The sequence below is a fragment of the Paenibacillus sp. ISL-20 genome (assembly GCF_018613005.1).
Lineage (GTDB): Bacteria > Bacillota > Bacilli > Paenibacillales > Paenibacillaceae > Paenibacillus_AQ.
Map to the genome: position 1 here is coordinate 1 of NZ_JAGGRD010000070.1, position 11,961 is coordinate 11,961.

The 11,961-nt window shown below is 50.0% G+C and carries 16 protein-coding genes; 1 reads left to right on the forward strand and 15 read right to left on the reverse strand.

Annotated features, from left to right (window positions below):
• Positions 1 to 41: 41 nt before the first annotated feature.
• The 7 genes from J7E85_RS31750 to rpmG form a co-directional block, all read right to left on the reverse strand.
• Complete coding sequence (locus tag J7E85_RS31750; RefSeq protein ID WP_215163988.1) at positions 42 to 1,016, reverse strand: Gfo/Idh/MocA family protein; 975 nt, start codon at positions 1,014 to 1,016, stop codon at positions 42 to 44.
• 24 nt (positions 1,017 to 1,040) lie between these two features.
• Entirely contained in the window at positions 1,041 to 1,199 is a 159-nt protein-coding gene (locus J7E85_RS31755; protein ID WP_215163989.1) for a hypothetical protein, read from the reverse strand.
• Between the two features lie 39 nt (positions 1,200 to 1,238).
• Positions 1,239 to 1,427: a hypothetical protein gene (locus J7E85_RS31760; RefSeq protein WP_076321309.1), complete on the reverse strand. Its 189-nt coding sequence runs from the start codon at positions 1,425 to 1,427 to the stop codon at positions 1,239 to 1,241.
• A 180-nt stretch (positions 1,428 to 1,607) separates the two neighbouring features.
• Positions 1,608 to 2,519: an alpha/beta hydrolase fold domain-containing protein gene (locus J7E85_RS31765; RefSeq protein ID WP_215163990.1), complete on the reverse strand. Its 912-nt coding sequence runs from the start codon at positions 2,517 to 2,519 to the stop codon at positions 1,608 to 1,610.
• Between the two features lie 209 nt (positions 2,520 to 2,728).
• A complete protein-coding gene (locus J7E85_RS31770; protein ID WP_215163991.1) occupies positions 2,729 to 3,337 on the reverse strand; it encodes a DUF1349 domain-containing protein in 609 nt (202 codons plus the stop codon).
• A gap of 105 nt (positions 3,338 to 3,442) precedes the next feature.
• Positions 3,443 to 3,916 carry a hypothetical protein gene (locus J7E85_RS31775; RefSeq protein ID WP_215163992.1) on the reverse strand — a complete coding sequence of 158 codons (474 nt, stop codon included), beginning with the start codon at positions 3,914 to 3,916 and terminating at the stop codon, positions 3,443 to 3,445.
• A 112-nt stretch (positions 3,917 to 4,028) separates the two neighbouring features.
• The gene (gene rpmG / locus J7E85_RS31780; protein ID WP_215163993.1) at positions 4,029 to 4,178 is read right to left on the reverse strand and encodes a 50S ribosomal protein L33; all 150 of its coding nucleotides are present in this window, start codon (positions 4,176 to 4,178) and stop codon (positions 4,029 to 4,031) included.
• Positions 4,179 to 4,484: 306 nt separating this feature from the next.
• Here rpmG and pdxR point away from each other — a divergent pair, with 306 nt between their 5' ends.
• Positions 4,485 to 5,921 carry a MocR-like pyridoxine biosynthesis transcription factor PdxR gene (pdxR, locus tag J7E85_RS31785; protein ID WP_215164061.1) on the forward strand — a complete coding sequence of 479 codons (1,437 nt, stop codon included), beginning with the start codon at positions 4,485 to 4,487 and terminating at the stop codon, positions 5,919 to 5,921.
• Positions 5,922 to 6,201: 280 nt separating this feature from the next.
• Here pdxR and J7E85_RS31790 read toward each other — a convergent pair whose 3' ends face one another.
• From J7E85_RS31790 to J7E85_RS31825, 8 genes are read right to left on the reverse strand one after another with little or no spacing between them, the layout of a single operon-like run.
• Positions 6,202 to 6,723 carry a TlpA family protein disulfide reductase gene (locus J7E85_RS31790; protein ID WP_215163994.1) on the reverse strand — a complete coding sequence of 174 codons (522 nt, stop codon included), beginning with the start codon at positions 6,721 to 6,723 and terminating at the stop codon, positions 6,202 to 6,204.
• Positions 6,724 to 6,749: 26 nt separating this feature from the next.
• Entirely contained in the window at positions 6,750 to 7,325 is a 576-nt protein-coding gene (locus J7E85_RS31795; protein ID WP_215163995.1) for an SCO family protein, read from the reverse strand.
• A complete protein-coding gene (locus J7E85_RS31800; RefSeq protein ID WP_251036194.1) occupies positions 7,322 to 7,687 on the reverse strand; it encodes a c-type cytochrome in 366 nt (121 codons plus the stop codon). Before J7E85_RS31800 ends, J7E85_RS31795 begins: the two co-directional genes overlap by 4 nt.
• Before the next feature lie 37 nt (positions 7,688 to 7,724).
• Positions 7,725 to 8,126, reverse strand: coding sequence for a FixH family protein (locus J7E85_RS31805; protein ID WP_215163996.1), 402 nt, complete (start codon positions 8,124 to 8,126; stop codon positions 7,725 to 7,727).
• Positions 8,127 to 8,157: 31 nt separating this feature from the next.
• Positions 8,158 to 9,030 carry a heme o synthase gene (gene cyoE / locus J7E85_RS31810; RefSeq protein ID WP_215163997.1) on the reverse strand — a complete coding sequence of 291 codons (873 nt, stop codon included), beginning with the start codon at positions 9,028 to 9,030 and terminating at the stop codon, positions 8,158 to 8,160.
• Positions 9,027 to 9,350, reverse strand: coding sequence for a cytochrome o ubiquinol oxidase subunit IV (gene cyoD / locus J7E85_RS31815; protein ID WP_215163998.1), 324 nt, complete (start codon positions 9,348 to 9,350; stop codon positions 9,027 to 9,029). Before cyoD ends, cyoE begins: the two co-directional genes overlap by 4 nt.
• 1 nt (position 9,351) lies before the next feature.
• Entirely contained in the window at positions 9,352 to 9,978 is a 627-nt protein-coding gene (gene cyoC, locus J7E85_RS31820; protein ID WP_215163999.1) for a cytochrome o ubiquinol oxidase subunit III, read from the reverse strand.
• The gene (locus J7E85_RS31825; RefSeq protein WP_215164000.1) at positions 9,978 to 11,951 is read right to left on the reverse strand and encodes a cbb3-type cytochrome c oxidase subunit I; all 1,974 of its coding nucleotides are present in this window, start codon (positions 11,949 to 11,951) and stop codon (positions 9,978 to 9,980) included. Before J7E85_RS31825 ends, cyoC begins: the two co-directional genes overlap by 1 nt.
• Between the last annotated feature and the right edge of the window lie 10 nt (positions 11,952 to 11,961).

Here is an 11,961-nt window from a genome sequence, read left to right on the forward strand (position 1 = left end):
AGTTACTATCCCCGCTGGGGAGAATCTGAAGGGTTAGTCGATCATTCCCCGACCTTCACCGGTACTCCCGATTCGGCTGACCGCAAAGCCGCATCGGTAACTTCCATGGTTTTGACGGCATCCTCATAGGTCGATAAGATTCCGGAAGCGTCGCCTGTGCGCAGCCCATGGATGAAAGCTTCATTCTCTCGAAGATAAGGATTGGCTGCATTGCGGATTTCTGTCAATCTTCCTTTTTCCTTGACGATGAGTTTATCGGGTTGAATGTCAATGACCCCCTGCTCCGTATAAATGGTCAAGCCTACCTTATCCGATTCCGGCAGCATGCAGGTATTGGAGATCGTTGCCACGGCCCCGCTCCTTAATTTCAGCGTTGCGGTGCCCACGTCGTGTACCGTTACCCCCTCATGAATGTCCTTCATGGCTCTATGGGCGAACGCCGCATACACTTCATCCACTTCACCCAGCAGGCAGCGAAGCAGGTCAACCATATGAGTGGTTTGCTCGATAAATTGCCCCCCGGAGCCTTCCTGCTGTCTCCACCAGTATACCTGCGGCATGTCTCCCATCCAGTAGCCAAGTGCCATCCCGATCTTCCGGCTTTCCAGCATCTCGGCAGCCTTCATGGCTGCATCCGTATAACGAAAATGATACCCGGCGGACGTCATTAATCCGGCCTTCTTCACCCCATGCAGAATCTGTCTTGGCGTAGCCAGGTTTGTCCCTAGCGGCTTCTCAACCAGAAAAGGAATGCCCCTCTGCACGAGCTGGGATTCGATCTCTCCATGCGCAAACGGCGGAACGCAGATATAAACCGCATCGGGCTTGGTTTCATCCAGCATCTGCTCAGTGTTGCTATACGCCTTCGCCGAGGCATAGCCCTGCACCGCTCGTGCCGCCTTCTCCTGACTTGTCCCGACAAAAGCAGCAACTTGTACTCCGTCCATGTTGGATAATATATCTGCATGTACTTTGCTAAACCAGCCTGTGCCTATGATTCCAATTTGCAATGCCATGTAATCCTAAGACCTCCCCTTCGATTAGAGACGCTGTGGTTTTCTTCTCAGCCATTGATATACAAATCCTGCAGCGAACACAACCAGCATCAGGACGTAAGCGATGATGACGATCTCCGTGGAGCTGATGTCTCCAGAATACATCAAATGGACCCAGGTTCCAATGATCATCATGAATAACAAAAGGCCGCTCCCCGATCGTTCAGGAAACAGCCTTTATAGTTATCTCAAAATCATCCATATCACAATAAACGCAATTAACGAAACAAAATAAATGATGAGCAGCTTCGTGAGATTGGTTTTTGTTTTCCGCTCATAGTTCGGGTTTGCCTTCTTATTCTCCTGAGATAATCCGACAAGAAGCGTGGAAACTCCACCAATTAATGCCAGCGCGATGACGATAATATACATAACCAACCACAAACAACCCCATTCGATTATTCATTATATACACTCTATTATAGAACCTGAGGCATCAGGATCAACAGTAATCATCATTCATTTGTCATTTCTGCCTCATTATAATGAACAATCGGCTAATGCACACCATCCAATTGCGCGTCAGTTATGACCATCCAATTGGATGGTCCGTCACCCTCCATTATGCTTTCCTCCACCGCACGCCACCCATTGATGCAGCCGCTCCAGTGCCTCTACGGCTTCAGGCATCGGAAACAGAGGCCACACATGCATCATGTTCTCGTATTCCCAGTACTCGGAATCAACACCTTCTCGGACCAGTTTATCGCGCAGCAGACGAGCGTCCGGCAGCAGAGAATCATCGGTTCCGACGAGAATGACCGTACGGGAAAGGCTTCCCATCTCGCCAAACAACGGACTGACCGCCGGGTCGTCCATAGGAAGGCTTCCTGCATACATCCTTCCAACCTCACCGAGCCCGGCCGGCTGCAGAAAGACGTCACGCTGCGGTATACCGAGCGAGGCAATCTGGGGATTGTCCGTAGCTGCATCCACCCATGGCGAGAGCAGGATTAACCCCTTTGGTGCAAGAGGCGTTTCTTTTACCGATTGGGCCATATCGAGGGCCAGCGCACCACCGGCCGAATCGCCCATTAGAAATACCGAACTCCCCGCCTGGGCGCAGATGTACTTGTAAAATTCGCGCATCAGCCCAGTCAGCTTCTTCGCATCAATAGCCGGGACGGTAGGGTAATTGGGTATAATTACGGTGAATCCGGTTCGCTTCGTCCACTGTTTGGCAAAAGCGAAATGGGGCGGTAAAATCTCTTCGATATAAGCTCCACCGTGTAAATAAACGACAATCCCCTGTTCCATCGCACCATGCGATATATAATAATTCATACTCAAGCCGGATCCGCTTTGAAAACAGCGGGTTTCAAATCCCTCCTGTTCCTCTGAAAGTGCAGGATATGGAGGCAGCGTTTCGATATATTGCCGAATCGTTCCGGCATTTTCCCATTTATGATTAAATCCCTCTGCAGTCAGCAGTTCCTTTATAGCAAAACTTTCTTTGCTCGGCATATGGTTTTATCCCCTTTGCTGGACGTGATCAATATATGGCAGATTAGTGTGTATCCAGCCTCAATATACCACCACACGCCGTATGGCCGCTGTGGCAATTGATACAGAACGATCTGCATATAAAAGAGACCTCACCGATCAATGAAATGATGGGTGAAGTCTCTTTGCCGCTATGTCTGTTGGTTATATCAGGAGTCTAGGCTCTACCTCTACTCTTCCACCGGCGGGTCAACATGAATGTCGCTGTCCGGCAGAGTACTCACCCAACGTGTGAAGGTCACGATGAGACCGGAGCGGGTAGGTGAACAGACAAAAGGCCCTGCCTGACTTGCTGTTCGGGCGGGAAAAGGTGCCACGCGAACGGTGCGCCAAGGATGCTTCCCGGTTCTCGCCCTAATGATGACCGCATCATTCAGCCTGGAGGCACGGATCGTGACACGCTCGCCAACCCACTCCGGCACGGGTGCGAGTGACCAATCCGAATATTCATGGGTGACCACCGTGGCCAGCTGGGGGATTCCGTCATTGATTTCAATCCCAGCTTTGATCCACTGTCCCGGAGCGTTCATTAGCATAAGCCCGGCCTGATCATATAGCTCCGTAAAGGCATCCAATTCAAAGGTGACCTCTATGGCCGTATCCTTATCCCACGCCGCAAGCAGTGAATGACCGCTGTCACGTTGAAACCCATACAGGGTTTTCTCCCAATAATCACTGCCTTCTCTGGACTCAACCTTCAGATGCAACCCTTCCTCTGCCACCGATACCGGTTCGGTTGTCCATTGACCTGAATTCCAAGCAATTCTCCGTTTCGTCATTCGATCACAACTCCTTATTTCCCCTATTAGGGTTGTTCGAAGCTAAGCTGCTCAAGGGACTCTGAGCCAGCAAAGCAATGTTATTTTATGTAAAAGCCCCATTTTCTACTGGACTAAATCTCTCAGTAACTGATCCGCACTGTGCTGGAGAAGTATACAAAAGGAACGGTTATGTCCGATAAAGAACGATGAAACGTCATAGCGGTGACGGGCAGGCTCATAGGTAATCAGCGCTCGATGCTTCATGTTACCCTTCAAAATGTTAGCGAACTGCTCCGCAGGACCGCTCGAGAAAAAAGTTAGGTAGGCGTACAGGGAATGATCAACGGGTTCATCAAGCGGGCTTACACCCGCGCAGGAAAACTCGGTCTCCAATCCCGCCTGCTGCAGCCGGATCAATATCAGGTATAACTGCTCATCGACAGGGGTATTGCCGAATACACGCGTCCGTTTGGGCTGTTTGCGCACCTTAGGTCTGTTGATCCACTCATTTAGCTCCTGCCTTCTTCGTCTCCACTGTTCCGGGGTATGTGTGCTTAGGAGCAGCTCACCGCTGGAATCATGTCGTTCCTGGTTCATCCCATCCATCCCCCTCATTTACATGGCTGCACTTCTGCTACTTTTAGTGTAATCCCATTTCACCTGAAGTCAAATAAGCCGGATGATAGATCCGGCTTACGGTCCGTATTCACTATCGGGTTTCCCGATGAAGCGTTACCCGCTTCAACCGTGGACAATATTTGCGCAATTCCATTCGCTCCGGGTGATTCCTTTTATTTTTAGTCGTTGTATAGTTACGGTCGCCGGTTTTCGTGCATGCCAATGTTACCGTCACTCGCATAGTAAGCACCTCCTAATCTTGTGTTTGTTTAATCGTAACGATTACTATTAGTCAAACCATACTTTATTCCTCTTTTTAAATTTTGTCAAGAAACCGAAAGCGCAAGCGAATTACAGCCACATCCCAGTAAGAGGGATTACGTTGACCCATCCAATTTACAATCAGATACACCATCCATGTTCAACGGATTGCAGGATATTTGTCATCGTAATGATGAAATTATGAAAACCCTTCATTTATACATAATGATATGATTAACATTACAGACAGAAACAGCCTGAATATGTTCACGAAAGGATGAGGAAGGTGTGGAAGCCGGATCGCAACAGCACACAACCTCTATATCAGCAAATTGCTGATGATCTGGAGCAAAGAATATCGTATGGAGAATTTCCACCAGGCAGCTTACTCCCCTCCGAACGAAAACTAGCGGAGCAAATCGGAGTTAATCGAAGCACCGTGGTTCTGGCTTACTCGGAGCTTCGGGCGCTTGGAATCATAGAGAGCCGTTCCGGGAGCGGCACGCGGGTCAGCAGTTCCAAGTGGGGCGCAACGCCAAAACATACTCCGAACTGGCGCCGTTACGCTGAGGGAGGAAATTTCCTGCCTAATCCCCCTTTTCTCCGCCGGATTCGGGAGGCGTTGGCGCATGATCCTTCTTTGATTGATTTTGCCAGCGGGGAGCTCGCCGGGGATTTGGCGCCGATCCAAGAGATGAATACGTTGATGAGTCAGAAACCCAATATGTCCTATTTCGGTTATGACAATCCACAAGGATATGGTCCACTTAGACAAGCATTGGTTACGTATCTCAAAAAATATCGCGGGATTCATACTACCGAATCGTCCATCCTGATCACGTCGGGATCCCAGCAATCGCTGTATCTCATTACACAGTGCTTGCTGTCACCTGGTGACGCGGTTGCCATCGAAGATCCATCCTATTGTTATTCACTGCCGATGTTTCAATCCGCAGGTCTGCGATTGTTCAGACTCCCGGTCGATGAACGAGGGGTACAACCGGAAGACATCCGCTCCCTGTACAAGAAACACCGGATCAAGATGATTTTCATTAATCCGAATTTTCAGAACCCGACAGGCACCGTTATGGATCATGAGAGAAGGTCCCAGCTGCTGGATACGGCAAGTGAGCTCGGGCTTCCGATCGTGGAGGATGACCCCTTCAGTTTAACGGCCTATCAGTGTTCTCCGCCTGCCCCTTTAAAATCCGTGGATTCTGTCGGGTCGGTGGTGTACATTGGGTCTTTCTCGAAAATAGCCGCATCCGGCCTCCGCGTAGGCTGGATGGTCGCCCCGAATTCGGTGGTGGAACGGCTTGCGGACGCCAGGCAGCAGATGGATTTCGGATTGAGCGTGGTGCCCCAAAGCTTGGCCGGACAGTTCCTCAATTCTTCCCATTTTGCTCCGCACCTGGACAGGCTAAGAGCAAGCCTGCTGTACAAGCGGGATTTACTAATCGAGGCCCTTCAGAAGGAACTACAAGACCTGGTCCATTTCCATGTGCCCGAGGGCGGCCTACATCTTTGGTGTAAAATCGTTCCGGACGTGAATGACAGCAAGCTGCTGGAAAGCTCCATTCAAAAAGGCGTGATTTTTGCACCGGGCAGCGTATACGGTTCAGCTTCAGGTTATGTGAGATTCACTTATGCTCGTGCCAGGGCCGAGGATATCCCATCCGGAATATCCAGGTTCGCTGAAGCTCTGCACACTACGATCCAATAGGGCAAACCAGCTGGAACAGGAACAGCCCCCCTTCTCTGGAATCAAGAGAAGGGGCTGTCCCAAAAGATCTTAGATCTTGCGGGAGGCCTTCTCGCTGTTAGAAGACGCTCCATGTACCAACTCGATCTGATCAAAACAGAAGCCATAGCGGTGTGGGAATAGCATCCTGAGCACCGCCATGGCTTTATTTGACACATTTTCTGTTTATGAGAGCCGTACGTCATGCAACTAAATCTACTTACGGGACGACCCCTTTTTTCGTATCCCGGCAGGCTCCATCCTATCGAATCCTGTCCATCATTTCTCTGATAAATTCAAGGCTTGGCAGCTCACCAGTTACGCGATCCACGATATTGCCTTGGTCATCGATCAGTACGGTTACCGGCAGGCCGCTTATACCGTATTTCCCTTTGATTTTGTTCTGTTGGTCCAACACGATCGGTATATCCAGTTGATGCTTCCGAACGAATGCCTCTGCTTTCTCGCGGCTTTCGCCTATATTAACGGCAATTATCTTAACACCTGGCTCCTGTGTATACGCTTCGTTCAGAATCGGCATTTCGTTCACGCAGGGACCGCACCAGGACGCCCAGAAGTTCAGCAGCACGGCCTGCCCTTTATAATCGGAGAGCCGGACCGGCTCACCCTGAAGATTCACCGCTTCAAAGCCAGGCGCGGCATACCCAATCTCTGCAATCTGGCCATCCTTCATCATGGATTGAAAGAGTGCATATGCAGCGGCTGCCAGAAGAATTGCCAGAATCAGCCCACGGACCCATGTTGAACGAGCGATAAGGTTCATCTCACTCCACCTCACGATATTCGCCGCTACTTCAGCAGCGATTTGACGTCCTTCAGGATCTTGTCATATGGAGGATCCGTGTTACCATCATACTTCGCAACGACTGTACCTGATGGATCAACCAAGTAGAAGGACGTCCCATGGATGACCTGATCCGCTGCAGTATCCATGGCGATAGGCGCTTTGAAGGATTGCAGCACAAACGTTTTAATTTCTTCAAACGTATAGCCTGTTAACGCATGCCAGTTCGTGAAATTCGCATCGAATTTACTCAGATAGCTCTTCAGTGCTGCAGGGTCATCCCGTTCGGGATCCACCGAAAAAGATACCAGCGTGGCTTCAAGCCCCGCGTTATCCAGCCGCTGCTGCAGCTCGGCCATATTAGCGGTCATGGTCGGACATACCGTAATGCACCGCGTGAACACAAAGTCTGCGATCCATACCTTGCCTTCCAGATCGGCTAAAGAAATCGGCTCTTCATCCTGGTTGATATATTCAAAAGGCTGGATCGGAATGCTCAGCTGACTTGGTTTAGAGTTGCCGCATGCGGCTGCCACCAACGTGAACACCATGATTACGCCTATAAACACAATCTTTTTCATGTATCCCCCTCCTGTTCCTCCTTCATGTTCGAAAGCCACATCGCAATGGACTTGATCTCGCTCTCCTCCAGAATCTTTTTATATGATGGCATGCCTTGATAACCCTCCATTACGATGTCCGCGATTTGATCCTCAGATAACCTCGTCCCGACATCCTTCAGACTTGGGCCAACCCTTCCGCTTAAGTCGACGGCATGGCACGACAGGCACTGGCTCTTGTACAGTGCAACTGCCTCTTCATCCTCCGTTGTGGTGATGCTGGCAAGAAGCACCGAATCATCCGTGGTCCGTTCACTGCATGCAGACAACGTCAGCATAGCCAGCATAACAACAATCCATATATATTTTCGGATCAACTCCATCTGCCACCCTTCTTACCGGATCATGGCAACCTTAAGTTCACTTTTTCCCCGGATTTCCTACAACGATCTCTTTCTTCGGCATCACATGCATGCCTCTTGCCGTAACATGCGCAGTCACTTCATAGGTCCCTTCCGCTTCAAATGTCTTATCGATCCGGTAACTGCCGTTTTCAGCATGGTTAGCGTCAATCAAATCATGTTCGTCTTGACCGACCAGCCGGAATTCAAAACTCACCTCTTGCGCATCTGCTACCGGTTCTTCACCTTGCGTCACTCGCGCCTCAAAGGGAACCGATTGCAAGGTCTCCACCGGGCCGGTCGGTAAAATCAAATCAACCTGAATCAATGCTTCAACCTCTGGATCGGGCGCAGGAGCCGGAGAACACGACACTAACAGAAGTACACACGCCAAAAGGACAAATAACCCTAATCTCCTCATAAGCCTCACCTCGTTTTTGCAATGCTTTTTATTAAATCGCAGGCGTGTCCAGAATCATAACAATGAACACAATCATCAAATAATTCACGGAAATCAGAAAATTGGTCCTGGCCCAGCGTTCATCCAGTGAAACGATCATTCCGCGCAGCGTATGCCATAGCCATATAACGCCACCGATCACAGACACTATCAGGAATACGGGACCGGAAAAACCGGTAACGTACAGCAAAATGACGGTTGGGAGCAGCAGCGTTACATAAGGAATCATCTGCAGCTTGGTGCGCCTGACCCCTTTTCGTACAGGAAGTAAGGGAAAACCAGCCGCTCTGTACTCCTCCACCCGCCGGATGGCCAGCGACCAAAAATGCGCGGGCTGCCACAAAAACAGCAAGCAGAATAACAAAACAGCTCCGGTATCTATCGTTCCCGTGCTGGCACAGTATCCGATAACCGGCGGAACCGCTCCCGACACGCCACCGACAGCGGTACTCCAGGTTGACTTCCGTTTAAGCCACATCGTGTATATGACAATATAAAAGAACATCCCCAGCAAACCGAGCCAACCTGCAATCCGGTTCACGTTTAAGAACAGGATCCATTCTCCTAAGATACCAAGGACCAGAGCACACCATAAGGCATGGGTTAACTGAATCCGCCCCGTGGCAAGAGGCCTGCCGTTCGTTCGAACCATTTTGCGGTCCAATTTATGATCCCAAATATTATTGAAGATACAGGAAGATGCCATCGTTAGCGTTGTACCAAGCAGCATCCAGCATAACAAGCCCCAGTCTATGACCCATTTAGAAGCCAGCCAGTAGCCTCCGAATGCTGCAACCAGATTAAGCTGGATAATGCGCGGTTTGACGAGCTGTATCCAATCTCCCAATACGGTGCGTTTCCTCATACAGCCACCATGTTGTACAGCATGATCCACATGGACCCTGCTACGATGACCAGCAAAATGACCAGGCCCAGAACCAGCGAGATCAGGTTGTACCTCGGCTTATTCTCTTCACGTAAGTGCATGAAGAATAAGAGCTGAACCATGAGCTGCAGCACGGCCGCAATCATCAACACAACGGTGTTCCAGGTTCCTTCCAACCAGTCATTCATGACAATCGTGATAGGAATAAGTGTCAGAATGATCGAGCAGATGAATCCGATAGTATACGATTTGAAAGAACCGTGCCCTTCCGGGGCTTGATGCGTATTGGACGGCACCATATTAACTCACCCCCATTAAGTACACGACTGTAAATACAAAGATCCATACCACATCGAGAAAATGCCAGAACAAGCTGATCACATTGACCTTCCGTTTGGTCACAGGGGTAATACCCCGCTTGGCAATCTGAAGGATCAGGGCGACCATCCAGACCAGTCCGAACAATACGTGCAATCCATGCGTTCCCACCAACGTGAAGAAGGCGGATAAAAATGCGCTGGTTCCTATCGTCGCGCCTTCATGTACCAGATGATTGAATTCAGCAATCTCCATCCCGATAAATATGGCACCCAGCCCGGCTGTAACCGCCAGCCAGGATATGAGGCCTTTAACGTTATGCTTGTGCATCGACAGCAGCGCAAGGCCGCAAGTATAACTGCTCGCAAGCAATATGAACGTACTGGCTATAATTCCGCCCATCTGAAACAGGTCTGCAGGTCCCGGACCTCCGTCCGTGTTGCGTTGCAGAACAATGTAGGTGGCAAACAATGTGCCAAATATAATAACGTCGGTCATGAGATAAATCCAGAAGCCGAACGTTCGTACTTCCTCCATATCCGGATGACCATGATGTGCTTCCTGCATGTGTGCTTGAGTTATGGGTTCTAATGTTTGGGACTCAGCCATTAGATATTCACCTTCCTTATGGCAGCTTCAGTTCGCTCGATTTCGTCAACGGGAATATAATAATCCGTGTCATAATTAAAGGAATGATATAGTAAACAGCCTACCACGCCTGCCAATCCGGTATAGATAAATCCGGTCCAATCGAATATGAAGCCAAACCCTGCTATAAACCAGAAAGCCGACATAACAATCGGAACACCGGAATTTCTAGGCATATGAATCGGTTCCAGCCGCTGCTTATTAGTCCGATGTGCCTCTGACGCTTGTTTCTGCTCCCACCATTCGTCTTGTCGGGATACATTCGGCAATACGGCAAAGTTATAGACCGGTGCCGGCGAAGGAATGGACCACTCGAGCGTACGGCCATTCCATGGATCCCCCGTGGTATCCCGGTTCTTTGCCTGGTGCTTAAACCCATCCACGATCTGCCAAACCTGAAACAGAAAGGCAATCGCCATGAGCACAGCACCGATCGTGGACACCAGATTCAGCTCCCACCAGCCTTTGTCCCAGCTATACGAAACGACCCGGCGGGTCATTCCCATCAGACCGAGCACATATTGCGGCATGAAGCAGCAATAGAAACCGATGTTCCAGAACCAGAATGCCCACTTCCCGATGCGTTCGTTCAGCTTGAAGCCGAACATTTTCGGCCACCAATAGTACAGCCCGGCAAAGTAACCGAATACGACGCCCCCTATGATCACCTGATGGAAATGCGCGACCAGGAAGTAACTGTTATGGAACTGAAAATCCGCCGGCGCTACGGATAACAGAACCCCGGTCAACCCCCCTACGATAAAACATGGAATGAATCCAATCGTCCATAACATAGGTGTTTCGAATGTGATTTTTCCACGGAACATGGTGAACAGCCAGTTGAACACTTTCACGCCAGTTGGGATTGCGATCAGCATGGTTGTTAAAGCAAAGAAAGCATTGACGTCCGCGCCTGACCCCATCGTAAAGAAATGGTGGGCCCATACCAGAAAGGACAGGACGCTGATGATCATCATCGCCCACACCATGGACTTGTAGCCAAACAGCTTTTTCTTCGAGAACGTAGAGACGATCTCTGAAAATATGCCGAAGGCCGGCAGGACAATGATATACACCTCAGGATGTCCCCACATCCAGATCAGGTTGATATACATCATCGGGTTCCCCCCGCCGTCAAGTGTAAAGAAATGCGCCCCGGCATAACGATCCAGGAATAGCAGTGCCAGCGTTGCCGTCAAAATCGGAAACGAGAATATAATGGCGATGCAGCTGGATAGGACCGACCAGGAAAACATCGGCATTTTCATAAGTTTCATGCCCGGCGCCCGCATTTTCAGAATCGTCACCAGGAAGTTAACCCCGGTCATCAAACTGCCGAGCCCCGAGATTTGGATTCCCCATATATAAAAGTCCTGCCCTACACCCGGATTGTACATGGAACCCGAATAGGGCGGATACGCCAGCCACCCGGCGTCGGGTGAGCCACCAATGACAAACGACAGGTTAAACAGCATCGCCCCTGAGAAGAACAGCCAGAAGCTGAGCGAATTCAGAAACGGATAGGCTACATCTCTAGCTCCGAGCTGCAGCGGCACCATGATGTTAAACAAACCGAACATGAACGGCATGGCCATGAACAGAATCATGATCACCCCATGCGTGGTGAAGATCTGGTTATAATGATCCGGCGGCAAAAAATCAAGCTCCGGCATAGCCAACTGCGCTCTCATGAGAAGCGCGTCCACTCCGCCCCGAAACAGCATCAGGAACGCGGACAAAATGTACATAATGCCGATTTTTTTATGATCGACGGTGGTCAGCCAATCCCGCCATAACCACTTCCACTTTTTGAAGTACGTCAAGCCGCTTACAATGGCAATCAACGTTAGAACGATGGTGACATCCGCGCCATAAATTAACGGATCGCCCGTCACGAAAAATCCGGAAGCAAATTCTTTTATCTTTTCCCACATTAGAAGCTCT